General features: G+C 64.1%; 22 protein-coding genes and 1 pseudogene. 15 read left to right on the top strand and 8 right to left on the bottom strand.

Going from position 1 to position 20,989, the window contains the following annotated elements:
- The first annotated feature begins 98 nt into the window (after nt 1-98).
- From fdhA to PJL15_RS07620, 6 genes and pseudogenes are all read left to right on the top strand, one after another.
- Nucleotides 99-1,316 (top strand): formaldehyde dehydrogenase, glutathione-independent, encoded by a 1,218-nt coding sequence (fdhA, locus tag PJL15_RS07645; RefSeq protein WP_281450579.1) that lies wholly within the window; start codon nt 99-101, stop codon nt 1,314-1,316.
- Between the two features lie 121 nt (nt 1,317-1,437).
- Complete coding sequence (locus PJL15_RS07640; protein ID WP_281450578.1) at nt 1,438-2,712, top strand: molybdopterin molybdotransferase MoeA; 1,275 nt, start codon at nt 1,438-1,440, stop codon at nt 2,710-2,712.
- Nucleotides 2,700-3,577 (top strand): annotated as a pseudogene (gene fdhD, locus PJL15_RS07635) (formate dehydrogenase accessory sulfurtransferase FdhD). Before PJL15_RS07640 ends, fdhD begins: the two are co-directional and overlap by 13 nt.
- Nucleotides 3,578-3,706: 129 nt before the next feature.
- Nucleotides 3,707-4,513 (top strand): IclR family transcriptional regulator, encoded by an 807-nt coding sequence (locus PJL15_RS07630; protein ID WP_281450577.1) that lies wholly within the window; start codon nt 3,707-3,709, stop codon nt 4,511-4,513.
- 372 nt (nt 4,514-4,885) lie between these two features.
- Nucleotides 4,886-6,769 (top strand): BCCT family transporter, encoded by a 1,884-nt coding sequence (locus PJL15_RS07625; protein WP_281450645.1) that lies wholly within the window; start codon nt 4,886-4,888, stop codon nt 6,767-6,769.
- A 53-nt stretch (nt 6,770-6,822) separates the two neighbouring features.
- Nucleotides 6,823-6,999 (top strand): hypothetical protein, encoded by a 177-nt coding sequence (locus PJL15_RS07620; protein WP_281450576.1) that lies wholly within the window; start codon nt 6,823-6,825, stop codon nt 6,997-6,999.
- Between the two features lie 94 nt (nt 7,000-7,093).
- Here PJL15_RS07620 and PJL15_RS07615 read toward each other — a convergent pair whose 3' ends face one another.
- On the bottom strand, nt 7,094-7,786 hold the full coding sequence (locus tag PJL15_RS07615; RefSeq protein ID WP_281450575.1) for a fasciclin domain-containing protein: 693 nt from the start codon (nt 7,784-7,786) through the stop codon (nt 7,094-7,096).
- A 228-nt stretch (nt 7,787-8,014) separates the two neighbouring features.
- Nucleotides 8,015-8,389, bottom strand: a complete 375-nt coding sequence (locus tag PJL15_RS07610) for a VOC family protein (RefSeq protein ID WP_281450574.1) — start codon at nt 8,387-8,389, stop codon at nt 8,015-8,017.
- A gap of 185 nt (nt 8,390-8,574) precedes the next feature.
- Here PJL15_RS07610 and PJL15_RS07605 point away from each other — a divergent pair, with 185 nt between their 5' ends.
- Nucleotides 8,575-9,147, top strand: coding sequence for a GNAT family N-acetyltransferase (locus tag PJL15_RS07605; protein WP_281450573.1), 573 nt, complete (start codon nt 8,575-8,577; stop codon nt 9,145-9,147).
- Here the strand turns inward: PJL15_RS07605 and PJL15_RS07600 are convergent.
- On the bottom strand, nt 9,144-9,905 hold the full coding sequence (locus tag PJL15_RS07600; protein ID WP_281450572.1) for an IclR family transcriptional regulator: 762 nt from the start codon (nt 9,903-9,905) through the stop codon (nt 9,144-9,146). The two genes, PJL15_RS07605 and PJL15_RS07600, sit on opposite strands and share 4 nt — an antisense overlap.
- Nucleotides 9,906-10,083: 178 nt before the next feature.
- On the opposite strand from PJL15_RS07600, the gene PJL15_RS07595 reads away from it, so the two are divergent.
- The 3 genes from PJL15_RS07595 to PJL15_RS07585 are packed head-to-tail and all read left to right on the top strand — an operon-like array spanning nt 10,084 to nt 12,734.
- Nucleotides 10,084-10,800 (top strand): CoA transferase subunit A, encoded by a 717-nt coding sequence (locus tag PJL15_RS07595; protein WP_281450571.1) that lies wholly within the window; start codon nt 10,084-10,086, stop codon nt 10,798-10,800.
- 21 nt (nt 10,801-10,821) lie between these two features.
- Complete coding sequence (locus tag PJL15_RS07590; RefSeq protein WP_281450570.1) at nt 10,822-11,520, top strand: CoA transferase subunit B; 699 nt, start codon at nt 10,822-10,824, stop codon at nt 11,518-11,520.
- Nucleotides 11,517-12,734, top strand: a complete 1,218-nt coding sequence (locus PJL15_RS07585) for an acetyl-CoA acetyltransferase (RefSeq protein ID WP_281450569.1) — start codon at nt 11,517-11,519, stop codon at nt 12,732-12,734. Before PJL15_RS07590 ends, PJL15_RS07585 begins: the two co-directional genes overlap by 4 nt.
- 78 nt (nt 12,735-12,812) lie before the next feature.
- On the opposite strand, the gene PJL15_RS07580 is transcribed toward PJL15_RS07585, so the two are convergent.
- Nucleotides 12,813-13,580, bottom strand: coding sequence for an ankyrin repeat domain-containing protein (locus PJL15_RS07580; protein WP_281450568.1), 768 nt, complete (start codon nt 13,578-13,580; stop codon nt 12,813-12,815).
- 32 nt (nt 13,581-13,612) lie between these two features.
- A complete protein-coding gene (locus PJL15_RS07575) occupies nt 13,613-14,206 on the bottom strand; it encodes a GlcG/HbpS family heme-binding protein (RefSeq protein ID WP_281450567.1) in 594 nt (197 codons plus the stop codon).
- A gap of 194 nt (nt 14,207-14,400) precedes the next feature.
- On the opposite strand from PJL15_RS07575, the gene PJL15_RS07570 reads away from it, so the two are divergent.
- The 5 genes from PJL15_RS07570 to PJL15_RS07550 all read left to right on the top strand — a co-directional run bounded on the left by PJL15_RS07570 (nt 14,401) and on the right by PJL15_RS07550 (nt 18,569).
- Nucleotides 14,401-15,561, top strand: coding sequence for a sensor histidine kinase (locus PJL15_RS07570; protein WP_281450566.1), 1,161 nt, complete (start codon nt 14,401-14,403; stop codon nt 15,559-15,561).
- A complete protein-coding gene (locus PJL15_RS07565; protein ID WP_281450565.1) occupies nt 15,558-16,184 on the top strand; it encodes a response regulator in 627 nt (208 codons plus the stop codon). Before PJL15_RS07570 ends, PJL15_RS07565 begins: the two co-directional genes overlap by 4 nt.
- Before the next feature lie 27 nt (nt 16,185-16,211).
- Nucleotides 16,212-16,778, top strand: a complete 567-nt coding sequence (locus PJL15_RS07560; protein ID WP_281450564.1) for an HdeD family acid-resistance protein — start codon at nt 16,212-16,214, stop codon at nt 16,776-16,778.
- 63 nt (nt 16,779-16,841) lie between these two features.
- On the top strand, nt 16,842-17,648 hold the full coding sequence (locus PJL15_RS07555) for an exodeoxyribonuclease III (protein WP_281450563.1): 807 nt from the start codon (nt 16,842-16,844) through the stop codon (nt 17,646-17,648).
- Between the two features lie 36 nt (nt 17,649-17,684).
- A complete protein-coding gene (locus PJL15_RS07550; protein ID WP_281450562.1) occupies nt 17,685-18,569 on the top strand; it encodes a hypothetical protein in 885 nt (294 codons plus the stop codon).
- A 24-nt stretch (nt 18,570-18,593) separates the two neighbouring features.
- On the opposite strand, the gene PJL15_RS07545 is transcribed toward PJL15_RS07550, so the two are convergent.
- The 3 genes from PJL15_RS07545 to PJL15_RS07535 form a co-directional block, all read right to left on the bottom strand.
- Nucleotides 18,594-19,667: a LacI family DNA-binding transcriptional regulator gene (locus PJL15_RS07545; RefSeq protein ID WP_281450561.1), complete on the bottom strand. Its 1,074-nt coding sequence runs from the start codon at nt 19,665-19,667 to the stop codon at nt 18,594-18,596.
- A gap of 144 nt (nt 19,668-19,811) precedes the next feature.
- The gene (locus tag PJL15_RS07540; protein ID WP_281450560.1) at nt 19,812-20,018 is read right to left on the bottom strand and encodes a hypothetical protein; all 207 of its coding nucleotides are present in this window, start codon (nt 20,016-20,018) and stop codon (nt 19,812-19,814) included.
- Nucleotides 20,019-20,104: 86 nt separating this feature from the next.
- A complete protein-coding gene (locus tag PJL15_RS07535) occupies nt 20,105-20,989 on the bottom strand; it encodes a carbohydrate ABC transporter permease (RefSeq protein ID WP_281450559.1) in 885 nt (294 codons plus the stop codon).

Here is a 20,989-nt window from a genome sequence, read left to right as displayed (position 1 = left end):
TGGGGAGGTATTTCCCATCGAAGCACCACTTTCGGACCGTTGGGCAGCGCAGTCCAACAGCAGCCCAGTCCAACAACAGCAAGGAACAGGGAGTAACCATGTCAGGAAACAGAGCAGTCGCCTACAAGGAACCCGGTGTCGTTGAAATCATCGACACCGACTACCCAACGTTTGAGCTCAAGGACGGGCCGGGCGTCAACCCGGCCAATGTCGGCAGGAAAGTCCCGCATGGGGCCATCCTGCGGACGGTGACCACCAACATCTGCGGCTCCGACCAGCACATGGTCCGCGGACGCACCACCGCTCCGCAGAACCTGGTCCTCGGCCACGAAATCACCGGCGAAGTGGTGGAGGTGGGGCCCGACGTCGAATTCATCAAGGTAGGCGACATCGTCTCGGTGCCGTTCAACATCTCCTGTGGCCGCTGCCGGAACTGCAAGGAACAGAAGACCGGCATCTGCCTCAACGTCAACCCCGACCGTCCCGGCAGCGCCTACGGCTACGTGGACATGGGCGGCTGGGTGGGCGGCCAGGCCGAGTACGTCCTGGTCCCGTACGCGGACTGGAACCTCCTACGCTTCCCGGACCGTGACCAGGCCCTGGAGAAGATCATGGACCTGACCATGCTCTCGGACATCTTCCCCACCGGCTTCCACGGTGCCGTCACGGCCGGCGTCGGCGTCGGTTCCACTGTGTACGTTGCCGGGGCCGGTCCCGTGGGCATCGCTGCCGCCGTCGGCGCCCAACTGTTGGGGGCCGCCGTCGTGATTGTGGGCGACATGAACGAAGACCGGCTGGCCCAGGCGCGTTCCTTCGGTTGCGAAACGGTCAACGTCTCCAAGGGTGACCCCAAGGACCAGATCGGGCAGATCCTGGGCGTGCCCGAAGTGGACTGCGGTGTGGACGCCGTGGGCTTTGAGGCACGCGGACACGGCAAGGATGCCTCCCACGAGGCCCCAGCCACCGTGCTGAACTCCCTGATGGACATCACCGCCGCCGGCGGTGCCCTGGGCATCCCGGGCCTGTATGTCACGGGCGATCCGGGCGGAATCGACGACGCCGCCAAGCACGGTTCGCTCTCGCTCTCCCTGGGCACGGGTTGGGCGAAATCGCTGTCCTTCACCACCGGTCAATGCCCCGTGATGAAGTACAACCGGCAGCTGATGATGGCCATCCTCCACGACAAGGTCCAGATCGCCAAGGCGGTCAACGCCACGGCCATCCCGCTCGAAGACGCGCCGCGCGGCTACGCGGAATTCGACGCCGGAGCGGCAACAAAGTTCGTACTCAACCCCAACGGCTACGTGAAGTCGTAGTAGCCACGGGTTAGGTACGCATCCAACAGAGGCCGGGGACGGCGCGGCAGGAATTACGGGAAGGCCGTGCAGTCCCCGGCATCTGTGTCCCATCAGAAAGAACCCCAGGAAGCGGACACCCATGCTTGCACAAGATGAGATAACGCACGAGGAGAAAACGGGCACACTCCAGCGGAACCATGCCCCCACGTGGGCCGAAGCGCGGCAGCTGGCCTTCCGCTGCGCCGCGCCACTTTCGTCGGTGGCTACCAGCCTGGACCAGGCAATCGGCTGCATCCTGGACCACGATGTCGCGGCCCGGCAGGACCTTCCCCACTACGCGTCATCGGCCATGGACGGCTGGGCCATCAATGGAGAAGGTCCTTGGAACCTCACCGTGGCAGGGCGCCGTCTTTACGCCGGTGAAGCCAGTGTCATCGCCACAGGCGGCCTGATTCCGGCTGGAGCCACCAGCGTGCTCCGCAAGGAAAGTGGATCCGTGTCCGGGGCTGGGTGCCTCTCGCTCAGAAGCGATGCGAAACCGGGTGAGACACTTCCTGGCCGTCACATCCGTCCGGCCGGTGAAGAAGCCACGGCCGGCGATATCCTCATTCCCGCCGGGACACTGATCAATCCGGCACACCTTGCCCTCGCCGCGGTGGCCGGCCACGATCAGCTGCACGTCCAACGCAAGCCGAGGGTCGCCGTCGTGATGACCGGCTCCGAAGTGGTCACCTCAGGTGAGCCCGCGCCGGGCCAGGTGCGGGACGCTTTCGGTCCGCAGCTCGACGCCGTCATCCCGCAGTTGGGAGGGGTGCCCACAGGGCAGCTGCGAATCGGCGACTCGTACCAGGAGTGGCTGACGGCGTTGGACGGCGACGGCGAGGGTCGGCGACCCGAGGTGACGATTACCACCGGGGGAACCGGGAAGTCCGGAACCGACCATTTCCGCGCCGCCGTGGTGGCGCTCGGCGGGCGGCTCCTGCTGGACGGGGTGGCTATGCGCCCCGGTCATCCTGCCGTGCTGGCCGCCCTTCCCGACGGCCACTTCATCATCGGGTTGCCGGGAAATCCCCTCGCCGCGATGCTTGCCCTCATGACCCTGGGCGAGCCGCTGCTGGCCGCGCTCGGAAACCGGACGCCGCAGGAACCCACACCCGTACTCTCCGGGGCAGACCTGGAACCCACCCCGGGAAAAACGCGCCTTGTACCCTGCAGCGTTGTCCATGGGCTGGTGTTCCCTGCCTCCCACACGGGTCCCGGAATGATGCGCGGACTGGCCTGGGCCGATGGCTATATGGCCGTCCCGCCGGAAGGCGCGGCAGCGGGCGAGCCGGTGCCCGTCCTGCCCCTGCCTTGGACTTCGCCTGTCAGTTCCACGATTCCGGACGGAAGGCGGCTCCCATGGCACGGATGACCCAGCGCCGGAAGATCCACCGCTTCGCCTTGGACGGGACGGGCTCCGAACATAGCGTGCGGTTCAAGGAAGACGTCCTGGCTGCCGAGGAACCGTTGGAAATCAGGATTGCAGGCACATCCTTTGCGGTGACCATGCGGACACCTGGAGATGACTTCGACCTCGTTGCGGGATTCCTGGTGTCCGAAGGCATCATCCGCAACCAGTCGGAGCTGATCTCCCTGCGGTTCTGCGCCGGGGAAAAGGACGGGACGAATACCTTCAACGTGGTAGATGCCCAACTGCGTCCGGATGTCCCCCTGCCGGACACCAAGCGCCACGTCTACACATCCAGCTCATGCGGGATCTGCGGCACGGATTCCATAGACGCCGTGCGCAAGACGATCCACTACGACGTGTCCCTGGATCGTTTGCAGGTGCCCGTCGATCTCCTGGCCGGGCTGCCGGAACGCCTTCGCGAAGCCCAGGCCGTCTCGACAGGACAGGCGGCGTGCACGCTGCCGGGCTCTTCAGGGTGGATGGTTCCGAACCGGAACTCCTGTGCCTGCGTGAGGACGTCGGCCGCCACAACGCCGTGGACAAGGTGGTGGGTTGGGCGCTCCGACAGGACCTGATGCCATTGACGGGCCTGGTCCTGCAGGTCTCGGGCAGGGCATCGTTCGAACTTATCCAGAAGGCCGCCTTGGCCGGGATCCCCGTATTGTCAGCGGTCAGCGCTCCCTCGAGCCTGGCTGTAGACCTCGCCGCCGGAACGGGCCTGACCCTGGTGGGCTTCAGCCGCGGATCCAGCTTGAATGTCTATGCCGGAAGGGAGCGGGTGGTGGCCCAGCGTTCCTGCTTGCCGGAGGTGGCCGCCAGCGCATAAATGACGTGTGCCCCATGATGTGAAAGGGTCCGTGGAAAACTCCGTCTAGGATGAGGAACGACGAGGGTGCAGGCCGTTCAGGGCTAAGAAAGCCGAGGGCCGCCTGCCTGGACAACGACACGAGGCACCATGGCCGCACGCAATAACCCGGACTTCGACAAGGACGCGGACGCCCAGGGCGGAGGCGTCCAGTCAGTTGACCGCGCCCTCCAAATCCTGGAAATCCTGGCCCGCGAAGGCGATGCCGGCGTGAGCGAGATCGCGGAAGAGATGGGTATCCATAAATCAACCGTGTCCCGGTTGGTCGGCTCCCTGGTCGGCCGCGAGCTGGTCCGGCAGAACAGCGAGCGCGGCAAGTACCAGTTGGGCTTTGGCATCCTCCGTTTGGCCTCCTCCATCCCGGGCCGGCTCAGTGTGGTGCACGAGGCCCGGGAGGTGCTGGAAGCCCTCGCGAACGAATACAAGGAAACGGTTAATCTGGCCGTTTTGCGCTCCAACTATGCCGTGAACGTGGACCAGGCGATGGGACCGTCAACGCTGGCCACCTACGACTGGGTGGGCAGCCTGACGCCCTTGCACGCCACATCCAGCGGCAAGGTGCTTCTCGCCGCCTTGACTGCTGACGAGAGAACCCAGGTCTTCAAGGCTGTGGGCCTTCCCGCACGGACCCCGCGTACGGTGACGAACCGCGGGGAACTGGAAAAGCAGCTGCTGGACGTTGCCCGCAAGGGGTACGCCACCGTCCACGAAGAGTTTGAAATCGGCCTGACGGCGGTCGCCGTGCCCATCTTCAACCACGCCGGCAGTGTCATTGCCGCTGTGAGTATTTCCGGTCCAGCGTTCCGCTTCTCGCCCGAGGACCAGCCCGGGCTCATCGACGGCCTGCGCGAGGCCGGGCTCACCATCAGCGCCCGGATGGGCTACAGGGCCCGCTAGACGCCTCCTACGCAACAGCCTTCATGATAGGCAACAGCGCACGTCAAGGCCAATTGATATATCAAGCTGCCGTCAAAGACGGAAAACCCTTGACTTTGCTGTGTGACGGGGCGCACTCTGTTGCTTACCGCGAATGTTGTTGATCCATGCGGAACGTTCCCACACCTTCCTCCCAACGCACTCCCTGAGGCCGTGCATCACCGCAAACCCATGACTCGCCGAGCAAAGGACCCGCTCATGGCTACAAACAGTGACACAAAACCGCTAACACCCGAGGACTTACCTGCCGACGAACTCCTGGCAGCCAAGTCCACAGCCCACACCGTCCACGTGGAGATACCTGAAGAAGTCATCAGCGCCTCCCCCGATGCAATGAATCCCGAAGCCCTCAACGACGAGGACGGGGGCGCAGAGACTCTCCCCGATTCTGAAGAGTACGAACAGATCCTGGTGGAACTCCGCAACGCCAAGACCGAGCAGGCCGTATCAGCCCGCCGGAACCGCAAACTTACCCTCGACAAAGTCACCTTCGGGATCACGGGCGCCATCGCCGTCGCCTTCGTGGTCTGGGGCTTCGTCGGACGCGACAGCCTCTCGGAAACGTCCAAAGGCGCCCTGAACTGGGTCATGGAATACACCGGCTGGCTGTTCATGGTCCTCGCCTCCTTGTTCGTCGTCTTCGTCCTCTGGCTTGCCTTGGGCAAATTCGGCAACATCCCGCTGGGCAAGGACGGCGAAAAGCCCGAATTCCGCACCGTCTCCTGGGTGGCCATGATGTTCGCCGCAGGCATGGGCATCGGCCTCATGTTCTATGGCGTGGCCGAGCCGCTCTACCACTACATCTCGCCCCCGCCGGGAACCGTAGACGGCCGCACACCGGCTGCCATCCAAACCGCAATGGCTACCTCGATCTTCCACTGGACCCTCCACCCGTGGGCCATGTACGCGGTGGTTGGCATCGCCATGGCCTACGGCACCTACCGCCTGGGCCGCAAGCAACTGGTCTCCGCGGCGTTCACTTCGCTGTTCGGCATCAGGATGGTTGAAGGCCCCATTGGCAAGTTCATCAACATCCTGGCCATCTTTGCCACGCTGTTCGGAACCGCTGCTTCCCTGGGCCTTGGTGCCCTGCAGATCGGCAGCGGCATGACATCCAACGGCTGGATGGGCGAAATCGGCACCCCTGTACTGGTGGTGATCGTAGCCATCCTGACCTTCTGCTTCGTGGCATCGGCCGTCTCCGGCATCAGCCGCGGAATCCAGTGGTTGTCCAACATCAACATGGTGCTGGCCGTGGTGCTGGCACTCATCGTTTTCGTTGCCGGCCCCACCCTGTTCATCCTCAACCTGATCCCCTCGGCGATCGGAGACTACGCCCGCGACCTCGCCGAAATGTCCTCCCGGACCGAAGCCGTGGGCGACGAGGCACTGCGTAGCTGGTTGACCAGCTGGACCATCTTCTACTGGGCCTGGTGGATCTCCTGGACGCCCTTCGTTGGCCTGTTCATTGCCCGCATCAGCCGTGGCCGCACCATCCGCCAGTTCGTCACCGGCGTCCTCCTGGTGCCCAGCGTTGTCAGCGTGATCTGGTTCGGCATCTTCGGCGGCGCCGCTTTCCACATCCAGCAGGAAGCCGACAAGGCAGGCACACCGGGCCTGGTGACCACCACCAACGGCGTGCCCTCCGTCAACTTCGATGGCGCACTCTTCGATCTGGTCAAGAACCTGGGAATGCCCGGATGGGCCACAGCCGCGGTCATTGTCCTGGCCATGGTGCTCGTGGCAATCTTCTTCATCACCGGCGCAGACGCGGCCTCCATCGTCATGGGCTCGCTCAGCTCCAACGGGGCAGAGCACCCGCGGCGCGCCGTCGTGATCTTCTGGGGAAGCCTCACCGGCGCCGTCGCCGCCGTCATGCTTTTGGCCGGTGGTGACGAACCCTCGGAGGCCTTGGCGGGGTTGCAAAGAGTCACCATCGTGGCGGCACTCCCCTTCGTGATCGTCATGCTGCTGCTCTGTTTCGCCCTGGTCAAGGACCTAAGGCGCGATCCCTTGTCACTGCACAAACGCCTGGCCACATCAGTGGTGGAACGTGCCATCCGCACCGGCGTTGAGCAACACGGCGGCGTCCAGTTCGACCTCGTCACCAAGCACGAATGCGCCGAAAAATGCACCGACTCGGATTGCCCCGGAGGCACAGCCACCGGGACCATCCCGCTGGTCGGCAAACCTCCGCTGCACTCCAGCGACAAGTAACCGGCCCAGCGCCGCGCACCACATCCAGCCGTCCCCACACAGTCAGGTCCCCCATGTCCTACGTATCCACCACCGAAGGAACCCTCCGGCTCAGCAAGCAGTCAAATGATGTGACCCTTACGCTGGACGCTTCCAAGCCAATGACAATCCGCATCGAGGTTGACCATTGCCCCTGCGGCTCGGAACACAATCGTCCCGGATCCTACGTCGACAGCGATCTGAACAGCTAGTACCGCAACACAACAACAAAGCAGGCGCCGGATTCACTTCCGGCGCCTGCTTTTTGTTTGTGCTGCTTTTGTTTGTGCCGCTTTAGGCCAAGGCCTACTTGGGCATCAGTACCGAGTCCACCAGGTAAACCGTGGCGTTGGCGGTGTGGACGCCGCCGCAGATCACGTTGGCGCCGTCAACCGTGAGGGCGTCCTTCGTGCCGGCAACGGTCACTTCGCCACCCTGGACAGTCTTGTGGGTGCCGACGATCTGGTCCGGGCTCAGCTGGCCGGGGACTACGTGGTAGGTGAGGATCTTGCTCAGCAGGGCATCGTCCGTCTTGAGCGTCTCAATGGTTGCGGGGTCGATCTTGGCGAAAGCGTCGTCAACAGGTGCGAACACCGTGAACTCGCTGCCGTTCAAAGTGGAAACCAGGTCCACCTTGGGGTTGAGCTTTCCAGAAACCGCGGCGGTCAGGGTCTTCAGGAGCGGGTTGTTGGACGCAGCTACTGCTACCGGGTCCTGGGCCATGCCCGTAACCGAACCTGCGCCGTCGGGAACCTGGGCGGCGTAGCCGGCGCAGCCGGGGCCAACGAGGTCACGGGCCGGGTCCATGGCGGTGCTTGCCATGGCGGACGACGACGGCGACGGCGCCATCGACGACGGAGCCGCGGAGGAACTCATCGGAGCGGGCGAGGAAGAGGAAGGCGTGCTGGAGGTGCTGGATCCACCACAGGCAGTGAGCCCGAGAAGGGTGGCTGCAGTGAGGCCAACGAAGGCGAGGGCGGGGCGCTTTGTGGACAACATGTCATTCTCCTTGTTTTTGGAACCAGGGCGTTGGGTCCATTGGGTGGTGGGACACGGGCTGCAGATGCCGCTGTTGCTGCATCTCCGGTTTGTGTCTCACCAGCTATTCGGAGAGTGGGACGGGGTGGATGGGTGCGGATTGAAGAAAGTTTTGAACTCCGTGCAACGCGGGGTCACTTATGGCCCATTGAGGGCGTATTTTCGGGCCATAAGTGACCCCGCGTTGTTCTAGAAGTACGGCTTGGTGATCAGCTCGAGCGCATGGCCGGAAGGATCCTTGAAGTAGACCCCGCGGCCGCCATGTTCCGTATTGGTCTCACCTGGCCGGGTCATCTGCGGATCCGCCCAATGTTCGACGCCGGTACTCACCAGCTGCTGGTAGGCGCGGTCAAAGTGGGCCTCGTCCACCAGGAAGGCGTAGTGCTGCATCTGGATCTCCACCGGTGGTTCGGCAAACTGAAGCATCACGCCACCGGCCAGTGAGAGGTTGCTGAACGGACCCCAGGCGGGGGCTTCGTCGGCTTCGAGGATCGAACGGTAAAACTCTGCGGACACGGTGCGGTCACGCGAGGCGATGATGGTGTGGTTGAAAAGTGCGGGCATGCAGGTCTCCTGTGTTCAGTGGAATGTCTGATGGGTTCATCGATCCACAAGGAGGTGCACGCGCAGCACCCGCGAAGCGCGTCAGTGGTCGGCCGGGTAGCCGATCCGTGCAGGGCCGCGGCCCGATCCGGTCATCACGCTGGACAGTCTAGCGGAGCGTGTGCACCGGTGGCAGGATGGTCGGCATGGCTATCGAGGTCCGGCCGGCAACGGTGTTCGACGACGTGAAGACCATGGTGGGGCCCAAACGCCCCGACTCCAACGTGTGCTGGTGCCTGAGTTACAGGATTCCCTCCAAACTGAACCTGAGCCTCCAGAAACAGGAGCGGGGAAAGTATGTTCAGAAGCTTGTGGCGGAGGACCCGCCTCCCGGCGTTTTGGCTTACGACGGCGACGAAGTGGTTGGGTGGGCAGCTGTCCACCCGCGCGCAGACACCAGTTTCGCGAAGAACCGCAGGATTCCCAGTGCGGACGAATCAAATGTCTGGTCAGTCTGGTGCATCCGCGTCCGGCCCGGACACCGCGGGAAGGGGATCTCCCACGAGTTGCTTCGGGGAGCGGTCGACTTCGCAAGGAGCCATGGTGCGCCAGCCATCGAGGGCTACCCGGTGGACAACAAAGGCGGCAAGGTGGACCTGACCATGGCGTATGTGGGCACGCGGAGGCTGTTCGAGAAAGCCGGTTTCAAGAAAGTGGCTGAAACCACGTCCGTCCTTAACGGCTTCCCCCGGGTCTTGATGCGCCTGGAGCTGGGCTAACCCTGCAACCGCGCGGTCATCCTGTGCGCCTCCTCCAGCAGCAGCTTTCCCAGGAACTCCTGCCGGTCCGGGCGGAACCGCGGCTCGATGCCTGTCAGGGAGAGAGCCCACGCCGGCCGCCCCTGCGTGTCAAAGACTGCGGCACCCATGCCCCAGCTGCCTTCAAGGATGAGCCCGGGATTCACTGAGTAGCCTGCCAGTCGGGTCCGTTCCAGATTGCCCCGCACCACGTCTTCGGGATGGCCGGCAGCAAAGTCACCGGCGTGGATGGTCCAGTCCGCCAGCAAGGACTCTTGTTCTTCGTGTGGGAGGAACGCCATGATCGCCGTTCCGGCAGACGCAATGCCCAGCGGGAACCGGACTCCTTCATGCAGGACGAAGGAGCGCACCGGGAACGCACCTTCTTCACGCAGGACGCAGACGGTCTCATTGCCACGGCGGATGGAGAAAAACGCGCTCTCCCCGGTCTCGGCCGCGAGCCTGCGCAGCGACGGCCGGGCAAGGTCTTCCATGGGAAAACGCGCCGCGGCCACCGACCCCAGCAGGAAGATCTCCGGGCCCAGCACCCACTTTCCGGTTCTTGAGTCGTGTTCCAGCAATCCCTCCGCGGCCAGGGATGTCAGGAGCCGATGCACGGTTGGACGGGTCAGGCCGGATTCGCGGACCAGTCCTGCAAGGGACATCCCTCCGGGCTTGCGGCCCACCAGCCGCAGGAGCAACGCCGCGCGGCCCACCACCTGGGCACCCTGCACTGCCACGACCGCCTCCTGAAGTTTCGTCCACAATATGGATACTGTTCAGCCTAACGTCCACACCATGAGTAGCCAAGGGTCTGGCGCATTGACCGCCACGCACTCCAAATCTAGGCTCCAGAGTACGGCCCAGATAGTCCACAAAGTGGATAGTCCAGCAAGCACACTCAAAGAGGAGTCAGCAATGACCAAACTGCACGTAAGCGCCGCCCAAGCGCTGGGTGACCTGATGGTGGACGGCCTGACCATCGCCGTCGGGGGCTTTGGCCTCAGCGGCATCCCGGCCGACCTGATCGACGCCGTCCGTGAGTCGGGCGCCAAGGACCTGACCATCGTCTCGAACAATATGGGCGTGGACGGCAAGGGTCTGGGCGTGCTCATCGAAGCAGGCCAAGTCCGCAAGGTCATAGCCTCCTACGTGGGCGAGAACAAGCTCTTCGCCGAGCAATTCCTTGCCGGAAAACTCGAGGTTGAGTTCACGCCGCAGGGGACGCTCGCTGAGCGCCTTCGCGCCGGCGGCGCCGGCATCCCGGCGTTCTACACACGGACGGGCGTGGGAACTTTGGTCGCCGAAGGCAAGGCGCATGAGGAGTTCGACGGCGTCACGTACGTCCGCGAGCGCGCCATCACCGCCGACGTCGCACTTGTCCACGCCCACACAGCGGACACCGACGGCAACCTGATCTACCGCTACACCGCGCGAAACTTCAACCCCGTGGTGGCTACGGCCGGCGCAGTGACCATCGCCGAGGCCGAGGTCATCGTGGAGCCGGGGCAACTGGATCCGAACCACATCGTCACCCCGGGCGTCTTCGTCCAGGGGCTTGTCCAGACAAGCGACAGGGTGAAGGACATCGAGCAGCGGACAGTCCGCCAGCGGCGTGAAACCGCTTCCGTCTAAAGAGCACTGAGGAGCACAACCATGGCTTGGACACGAGACCAAATGGCCGCCATCGCGGCCGAAGAACTGAACGACGGCGACTACGTCAACCTCGGCATCGGCATCCCCACCCTGGTGGCCAACAACCTGCCCGACGGCGTGCGGGTAATCCTGCAGAGCGAGAACGGCCTGCTGGGCATGGGTCCCTTCCCGTTCGAGGGCGAGGAAGACGCGGACCTCATCAATGCAGGCAAGCAGACAGTCACTATCACTCCGGGTGGCAGCATCTTCGACTCCGCCACCTCGTTCGGCATGATCCGCGGCGGCCACGTTAAGGTGGCCATCCTCGGCGCCATGCAGGTCTCCGGCGGTGGCGACCTCGCCAACTGGACCATCCCCGGCAAGATGGTCAAGGGCATGGGGGGCGCCATGGACCTGGTGGCCGGCACGCCCCGTGTGGTGGTCCTGACCGAGCACAATGCCAAGGACGGCTCGGCGAAGATCGTCAGCGAATGCACGCTCCCGTTGACCGGGCTGAAGTGCGTGGACCGGATCATCACGGACCTCGCCGTTTTCGACATCGTGCCTAACGAAGAAGCGCACGACGGCGGCACCCGCCTGCTGCTGACCCGCCTCGCCCCAGGCGTCACCGCCGAAGAGCTTCGCGGAAAGACGGAAGCAGAATTTACGCTGGCGCTGGAAGACGCCGCTGAAGAAGCATTGGAAGGAGCCAACGCATGAGCCTCAAAGAACAGTTCGGCAAAGACATCCTGCTGACCGGCTGGGGCCACAGCAAGTTCGGCAAGCTGACGGACCAGACCCTGGAATCATTGATCGTCCAGGTCGCCGGTGAAGCAATCCGGAACTCCGGCTTGGACCCCAAGGACATCGACGAGATCTACCTGGGCCAGTTCAACTCGGGCATGCAGCCCTTGGGCTTCACGTCCTCCCTGGCGCTCCAGCTCTCCGCGGACCTGGCCAACGTCCCCGCGACCCGCACGGAGAATGCCTGTGCTTCGGGTTCGGCGGCGTTCCAGCAGGGCGTGAAGGCGGTGCTCGCAGGAACGGCACGCAACGTCCTGGTGATTGGTGCGGAAAAGATGACCGACGCCGGCGCGGACGTTGTGGGAGCTGCGCTGTTGGGCGCCTCCTACGAAATGGCCGGTAAAGCCTCCACCACGGGGTTCACGGGATTGTTCGCGGAGGTGGCCAAGCACTACGACAAGCGCTACGGATCATCCATTAACGGCCCGGGTTACGAGGCCGGGCTTGGCGATGTCCTGGGCTCCATTGCTGCCAAGAACCACCGCAACGGCATGGACAACCCCTACGCCCAGATGCACCGGGATTTCGGTGAAGAGTTCTGCCGGACCATTTCGGACAAGAACCCCATGGTGGCCGAACCCTTGCGCCGCACCGACTGTTCGCCGGTTTCGGACGGAGCTGCCGCCGTCGTGCTTTCAACCTCGGCAACAAGCGACAGTGCAACCGCGCCTGTGCGCCTTGCGGGGTTCGGCCATGCGAACGACTTCTTCCCTGCGGAGAAGCGCGACCCCACCGAATTCGCGGCCACCCGTGCCTCGTGGGAGCGCGCGCTGGGAATGGCCGGAGTGGGCGTGGATCACCTTGACTTCGCCGAAGTCCATGACTGCTTCACCATCGCCGAGCTCGTGATGTACGAGGCCATGGGCCTGACTCCGCGCGGCGAGGGTTCCCGGGCCATCAAGGAAGGCTGGGTATACAAGGACGGGAAGCTGCCGGTCAATGTGTCCGGCGGACTGAAAGCCAAGGGCCATCCGGTGGGCGCCACGGGAGTGTCGCAGCACGTCATCGCGGCCATGCAACTCACGGGGACCGCTGGCGGCATGCAATTGGCCAATGCCCGCCGCGGAGCGGTCCAGAACATGGGCGGGGTGGGCATCGCGAACTACGTGAGCATCCTCGAAGCCCTGTAGCAACCCAACCAGGTGACAGCAAACGTTCCACTGGGCGTTCAATGGAACAAGTGCTGTCACCTAGTTGGGCAGGCGAGTTCAGCGGGTCCGGATCAGCGCCGCGATCTCCGTAAATCCGAGCCGCTCTGCATTCTGCAGGGCGGTTCGGCCTTCGGGATCCCGGATATCCGGATTCGCCCCTGCTGCAAGGAGCTGCCGGACGACGTCCTGCTGGTTGGGACCCCCGTTGTTGAGCAGGATCGCCTCCTGCATGGCCGTCCAGCCCAGGTTGTTGACGTGGTCCACGGGCACCCCCGCGGCGATGAGGATACGCACTGTCTCCGTGTGCCCATGTTCGCTGGCCGGGATCAGGGCAGTCCCGCCGTACCGGTTGATGCTGCGCATATCCGCGCCGGCAGCCAAGGTCAGCTGCAGGACCTCGTTGAAGCCCTCCGCCCCGGCGTACAGGAACGCCGAGTCCTGGATATCGTCCTTCGCGTTGACATTGCCGCCCGCCGCGATCAGCTCACGCACGCGGGCGGGATCGTTGGCTTTGGCGGCCAGGATCAGGAGTCGGTCGGTTTCCATTTGAGTCTCCGGTGACAGTTTGGGTGGCACAACAGCCGACGACGCCGGGCCGGGACCCGCGTTCGACGCCGCGGTTGGGGCAGGGGCTGCTTGAGTCGTGGCCGGGCTGGAAGGCGAGGCAGCGCTGGAGGCCTGCGCAGCCCTGGAAGCCTGCGCAGCGCTGGAAGGCGCGGGCGCCGCCGTCGTACATCCGGACAGCAGCCCAAGCACAACCAGACCTGCGCCCACTGCCGGAGTTTTCGTACAGATAACGCCCCTAAAACGCTCCCCAAAGGCCATTACGTGTACAAAAACTCCACGGGGATCCATGGCTACTTGGCCGCAACAGCCAGGGCGTCGGCACCAGCGGTGGCGCAGGCTTCATCGAGGGCACCGTCCGGGGCACCCCCGACGCCGATGCCCGCCACCGAAACACCGTTGACCTTCAGCGGGACGCCGCCGGCCAGGAAGAGGGTGCCGGGGAGGTCCGCGATGGACGGGCCGTTGCCATTGACGCGCTTGGCGAGCTCGCTGGTGGGAGCGCCGAAGGCCGCCGCGGTGTAGGCCTTCTGTTTGGCGGCCTCGATGGTGTGCTCGGCGGCATTGTCACCACGGAGGATGGCCTGGACGGTACCGAAACGGTCCACCAAGGCGACGGTCACGAACGGCAGTTTGTCCGCCTGGCACTTTGCCAGCGCCGCGTTGACGGCCTTGCTGGAGGCTCCCACGGTGATGCGGTTCTGGGCCACGACGTTTTCCGGTGCAGGCTGGACATCGGCGGCTACTTTCGCGGTGGCGGCTTCCGGTGCAGCGGCGGGAGCGACGGCATTGGCCACGGCAGTGATCCCTCCGGTGAGCAACAATGCTCCGGCAGCGGCGGCGGCGATGGTCTTGTTGGACTTCGTCGCGATATTGAACTTCTTCACGGTTTCTCCTGGTCATAAGCAGCGGGTACACCTCCATGCTTCCGGGGCGAGGCCGCGGCCACATCGGCCCGAAGCAGGCCACGGCCTCATACTTTCCGCAGGCCATATCAGCCAAAAGGTGGAGAGACCAATAACGGCGGGACATCTAGCATGGAAAGATCGCCCACCCAGCAAACTGAAACGGGAACCACCCCATGCCAAGTGCCCCCTCACGGCCCGCGCCGAGCAGCCGCTTCGATGGCCGCATCGACGCCGTGGTGCATGCTGGCTTCGCCGTCCTGATGGTGGCTTCCGGCGTCCGGTACGTCATGCGGCACTCCCCCGCGGACAACCTCTGGACTGTCGTGTTGGCGCTCGCGGTGTGCGCCCTGTACGCCGTGACGGCGGCGTTGGCACGGCTGCGCCTGCCGGGCCGCCGCCTGTGGATCCCGTGGATGATCGCCCTCGTGGCTGCTTGGGCCGCGCTGGTGATCGTGGCTCCGAGCTTTGCCTGGTGCTCGTTCGCCATCTTCTTTCTGACGCGCCGGGCCTTCCGCGGCTTGATCGGATACGCCGCCAGCGGCGTGACCGCAGCGGCCACCGCCGTCGGGCTCTTCCGGATGAGTGGCTGGACAGACGTCGCCATGCTGCTCGGCCCGCTCGCCGCAGGCGCCCTGCTGACCTTGATCTACGACAAGATCGAGCGCGACCAGGAACAACTCGCCGCCACCGAACGGGAAGCCGGAATCGCCACGGAACGCGAGCGCGTTTCACGGGAAATCCACGACACCGTGACCCAAGGGCTCGCCAGCAGCCTGCTCCTCCTCGAGGCGGCGCAGCGCTCCTGGCCGGACGGCTCGGCCCAACACGACGTCGCCAAAGCATCCGGGCTGCTGCGGCGCAACCTCGCCGATACCCGCAGCCTGGTGCACGAACTTTCCGCGCCCGGACTGGAAACCGGCCCCCTCCCGGAGGCCCTCCAGCACGCCGCGCGCCAGTATGTGGACACCATCCAGGTGCAGGTCACCGGGCACCTGCGCCCCTTGCCTGCCGAGGTCCGCCATGCCCTGCTCCGCGTCACCCAGAGCGCGGCAGCCAACATTAAGCTCCACGCGCACGCGGACCACGCCAGCGTGACTCTTGGATACCTTCCGGAGGCGGTCACCCTGGACGTGTACGACGACGGCCGCGGCTTTGATCCTTCAGCGGTACCTTCGCCGTCGGAAACCGGGGGGTACGGCCTGCGGGCCATGCGGCAGCGGGTGGAACAGTTGGGTGGAGAATTGTCGGTGGAGAGCTCGCCGGGTGAAGGAACCATCATCGCGGCGCAGCTGCCGCTCAGCCAGCCTGCCGATTCGTCAAAGGAGGGCCTGTGACCGCTATTTCCGTGCTGCTCGTGGACGACCACACCGTGGTCCGGAGCGGGTTGAAGGCGCTGCTGGGCACCCAGGCCGATATCGCCGTCGTCGGGGAGGCATCCTCGGGTGAGGAAGCGCTGGAAGCTGCGCAAGTGCACTCGCCTGCCGTGGTCCTGATGGATCTGGCCATGGGAGACGGGATGGATGGAATCGAGGCGATCAAGCAGCTGCGGCAACGCAACCCGAAGCAGGCGGTGATCGTATTCACCACCTACGACTCGGATGCCGATATTGTGCGCGCCGTGGACGCCGGGGCCATGGGCTACCTGCTCAAGGATGCCGCCCCGGAAGAGATCTTCGCGGCAGTCCGCGGCGCCGTGCAGGGGAAGAGCGTGATGAGCGCGCCCGTGGCCTCACGGCTGTTCCAGCAATTGCGGAATCCCGACGAAATCCTCACGCCCCGGGAAGCTGAATTGTTGAGCCTGCTGACCCAGGGACTGAGCAACCGGGATCTCGGGAAACGGCTCTTCATTTCCGAGGCAACCGTGAAAACACACCTGGCCCACATCTACGCCAAACTGGGCGTGGAGACACGCGCGGCAGCCATCGCAACAGCCATCCGGCGCGAAGGGATGCGGTAAAGGCACGCGGTTGGTTACGCTGTCCGTATGTCGGACACAACGGGTCGCAGAATGTTCACCACTCCAGGGACGGCTTTGTTGGTCCGCGGAGCCCTCGCCATCGTTTTTGGCCTTCTGGTCCTGGTTCTGCCCAGCGCCACAGTGTTCGCGGTGGTGGTGGTGTTCGGCTTCTTCGCCATCGTGGACGGCATCACCAGCGTGGCCCACTATTTCTACGATCCCGCCGGCCGTTCCCGTTGGAGCGTAGTGGGTGGCCTCATCTCCATAGCCGCCGGCGTGCTGGCCATCGCGTGGCCCGGAATCACAGCGGCTGCCATCGGAGTCCTTATTGGATTGTGGGCCCTTGTACTGGGGATCTCGCAGATCATCCTGGCCCTGGCAGCCCGCAGCTTCATCAGCGGCTGGGGCTTATGGCTCCTCACCGGGCTCATCACCACCGTGTTTGGGATTGTCGTTTTGGTGAACCCTGGGGTTGGCCTCCTTGGGCTCATGGGAATGTTGTCCGCCTTTGCCATCCTCACGGGCCTGCTGCTGATCGCTTCGGGCATCGGGCTCCGCAAGCTGGCCAACACACGGACGCTGTACGGCCACTAGCTGCGGCACGGTAAAAAGCCGCAGGGGGATGCGCTCAGCGCCAAGTTCGGTAAGTTAGTGGCTGTGAAGATAGCTACCTGGAATGTGAACTCCCTCCGTGCCCGAGCCGACCGCGTGGAAGCCTGGCTTGAGCGCAGCGACTGCGATGTCCTGGCCATCCAGGAGACCAAGTGCAAGGACGATAACTTCCCCTGGGAACTCTTTGAGCGCATGGGCTACGAGGTTGCGCACTTCGGCGTGAACCAGTGGAACGGCGTTGCCATCGCCTCCCGCGTGGGTCTCGAAGACGTGGAGCGCACCTTCGTGGACCAGCCCGCTTTTGGCAAGGCCGGCAAGGATCCCGCCCAGGAAGCCCGCGCCATTGCAGCCACGTGCGGCGGAATCCGGGTCTGGAGCCTCTACGTCCCCAACGGCCGGTCCCTGGACGACGAACACATGCCATACAAGATCAAGTGGCTGGAGGTCCTCCGTGGCCAGGCCGCCGAATGGGTCCAGGCCGAACCCAACGCGCAGATCGCCCTCATGGGTGACTGGAACATCGCACCGTTCGACGACGACGTGTGGGACATCCAGCTCTTCCGCGACAACAACTTCACCCACGTCAGTGAACCCGAGCGGGCAGCGTTCCACGCGTTCGAAACCGCCGGTTTTACCGACGTCGTCCGTCCCTATACGCCTGGCCCCGGCGTCTACACCTACTGGGACTACACACAGCTACGCTTCCCCAAGAAGGAAGGCATGCGGATCGACTTCTGCCTGGCCTCCCCGGCGCTGGCTTCGCGCGTCACTGGCGCCTCCATTGACCGCGAGGAACGCAAGGGCAAGGGCGCCTCGGACCACGCTCCCGTGATCGTGGAGCTTGCCGACTAACCACCCAACGACTCGGATGAAAGGGGCTGGCTGGAGATGAGCGGAAACCTGTACCGGGGTCAGGCCGGCCTGCCCTTTTCTTCGTCCCTGCGCGTTTACGAGCCCCTCGAAGCCTTCCCACCCGAGCAGCAGCGCCAGCTCGTGGCGGAGAGCAGCAGGGCAGGTTCCCGGGCCGCCGTCGAAAATGCCGAACTCCAGGCCTCGCTGGGGCGCATCACGCGCTCCGGCGGCGATCCTTTCCCCACCGGCCGCACCGACCTGGTGCGCATGACGCGCGTCCCCACCGGGCGGCACGCCGCGCCGGGAAAAGATGACGACGACGCCGGACGGGTCCTTTACTGCCCCAGCCAACTGGTGATTCGGGCCGGTTTGGCAGCCAACGCGCTCATGGACGGGGTGCACAGTCCCCTGGCCGACCTGCTCATTCCGGTATCCCAACGGGACAAGCACCAGATGCGGATCGACCGGATCAATGCCCGGGAAGATGCCAAACGCGTCCACACCCGGGCCTCCACCTGGGGAATCCCGTTCAGCTGGTTCTCGCTGTTTGCCGAGTCGGACCGCAAGGACGTGGTGGAAGCCGAGGGGCGGATCCTTACGGTACGGGTGTGGACGCCGCTGACCGAAGCCTTGGAACGGGCCCGTTTTTCCGTGGCCCACCTGGCGCTGGCGGCTCCTGACCTGGACATGCTGGATGACCTGACCCAGCTCACTGAATGGCTGGAGCTGTTCCACGTCCAGTCCATGGTGGAGCTCGATTACGGCGCTGTGGCTGACAAGGTGTACCCGGACGACTCCCCCATGGATGTTCGCTTGGGGATTGAGTGCTTGGCCGAGGGCGACATGACAGGGGCCGCAGCAGCCTACCGGCGCCTTGCCTCCCGGTGGATTCCCATCCGGCAGTTGGCGCGCGCTTCCTAGCTTGGGCTTCCTGGCTGCCGCTTCCTAGCTTGGGCTGGTTGTGAACTTACCGTTGGGCGGCGCTGTTGTTTCCCGGACGATCAGCTCATGCGGTGCCACCTCGGAGTGAACCGCGCCGCTGTGCCCGTCCAGTTCGTCCAGCAGCATCCTGGTAGCCAGTTCGGCTTGGTTGTCCGGACGTTGGCCCACGGTGGTCAAGCCAAGCGACGACGAGAAATCGTGATCATCAATGCCGATGACAGAGAGATCCTCCGGCACCCTGACCCCGTGCCGTCCCGCTTCAAAAATGACTCCCATGGCCATTTCGTCAGAGGAACAGAAAATCGCTGTCGGCTTGCGGCCGGGCTGGGTCCATAGCCGGTTGAAGGCCTCTTGCCCACTTGCCACGGTGAAGTCGCCCCACTGGTCCCATTCGGAGCGGACTTCCAGGCCGGCGTCGGACATGACTTCCTGGAAGGCGCGGATACGCACGCGGGGAACGTCGAAGTTAAGGTCCGTTTCGTCGTCGCCGTGGAGAAGGGCTATGTCCTTGTGCCCCAGGTCCAGCAAGTGCTTCACCGCGGTGGACGCGGCGTCGTAGTCGTTGATGCCGATGTAGGGGCAGTCCTCAACGTGGCCGCCCACCACCACCAGCGGAATGTCGATCTTGTGGAGGTGTTCCAGTTCGTCCTCGGTCAAGGACATGCAGAGCACCAGCAGCGCATCGATCTGTTTGTAGACCATGGTGGAGCTGAAGAGCCGCTCCCGGTTGCTGCCGTGGCCGCCGAGGTTGAACAGTGAAAGGTTGTACTTCCTTGAATGCAGTTCGCGGTCAGCGCCTTCGATGGCTTTGGAGAAGAACCACCGGCTGACGAACGGAGCGAGGACGCCAATGGTGCGGGTGCGGCCCGTCGCCAGCCCTGAAGCCGACGACGACGCCACGTATCCCAAAGAACTTGCAACTTCCAGGATCTTCTCGCGGGTTGCGGGAGAGACCCGCGGCAATCCCCGCACTGCCCGGGAAACGGTTGCCGTTGAGACGCCAGCTGCTGCGGCAACGTCCTCAATGCTGACGCCGGCATGGCCGCCACGTTGGGACCGTTCGTTCGTCTTTGCCACTCAAGCCCCCTTTTTGGTGCATGCCGAAAGCCGAGGGCTCGTTCCCGGACGGCACGTTACAGCCTATTCCGCCTGCCTGCCGTTCGCCGACTTCGCGCGGGTTGTTTCGACGCCGGTCAGGTACTTGTCTTCTCCCTGGGGCACCTAGCCAAGCCGTCGCGTAGTGCGCTTGGGCAGTTTGCTGCGCAAGCGCAGCATGCCCCAGAGCGCCAGAACCACTGCCAGGAGACCCAATGCCCAGCCGAGGGCCTGCTGGCCCGTGACTTCCATCCAGACGGTGGCTATCAGGAGCACCAGGCCCCAGAAAGCCAGGAAACCGATGATGATGTCGAAGTCCTCCGCAGAACGCACCCGTTTAGTACCCGGATCGGGTTTTGCTGTGGGTCTTGCTGTGGGTCTTGCTGTGGGGGACGCCCGCCGTCGATCGTTGTAACTCGTCACTTGACTGCACCCGCCGTCAGGCCGGCCACGATCTTGCGTTGGAAGACCAGTACCAGGATCACAAGCGGAATCGTCACCACGGTACCCGCGGCCATGACTGCCGTGTACGGTTCCTGGTGTGGCTGCGCACCTGCGAAGTACGCAATGGCAACTGTGACGGTTTTGGTTGAGTCGTTCGACAACTGGCTGGCGATCAGGAATTCATTCCAGGAGGCGATGAAGGCCAGGATTGCCGTGGTGAACGTGGCCGGGGCTGCCAGGGGAAGGATCACCTTCCGGAAAGCCTGTCCCTGCGTGCAGCCATCAATCCTTGCCGCTTCTTCGAGCTCCCACGGCATCTCGCGGAAGAACGAAGTCAGCGTGTACACCGTCAGCGGGAGGACGAACGAGATGTTCGGAATGATCAGCGCCTGGTAGGTACCGAACCAGCCGATGTTGGTGAACAGCTGGAAAAGTGGGGTAACCAGGGCAACGCCGGGGAACATCGAAGCGCCCAGGATGAAGCCGAGGACCACGAACTTGAACCGGAAATTCAACCGGGCTAAGGCGTAAGCGGCGAATACACCAACGAGCAAGGCCACCACTGTTGTCACAGCGCCAACGATCAGGCTGTTCAGCAGGTTGCGGCCAAAGTGGTTGCCCAGGCTCTCGTCGAACACCGTAGCGAAGTTGTCCCACGTGATGTGGGTAAAGAAGGGCGTGGTGTCGAACGTGTATCCCACATCGCGGAAGGCCGTGACCAGCATCCAGTAGAAGGGTGCCAGGCACCAGATAAGGATGATGACAGCACTGATGTAGGTGCGCAGTGACCCCCAGTTGAAGGGTCGCTTCGGCTTTTCGGCCGGGGCGGTGGAAGTCTTCGAAGCTGTGGCTGTGCTCAT

This window comes from Paenarthrobacter nitroguajacolicus (genome assembly GCF_029952445.1).
In the GTDB taxonomy this organism is placed as follows: domain Bacteria; phylum Actinomycetota; class Actinomycetes; order Actinomycetales; family Micrococcaceae; genus Arthrobacter; species Arthrobacter nitroguajacolicus_B.
The sequence above is the reverse complement of the archived record's forward strand: the minus strand, read 5'-3'. Positions and strand labels throughout refer to the sequence as shown.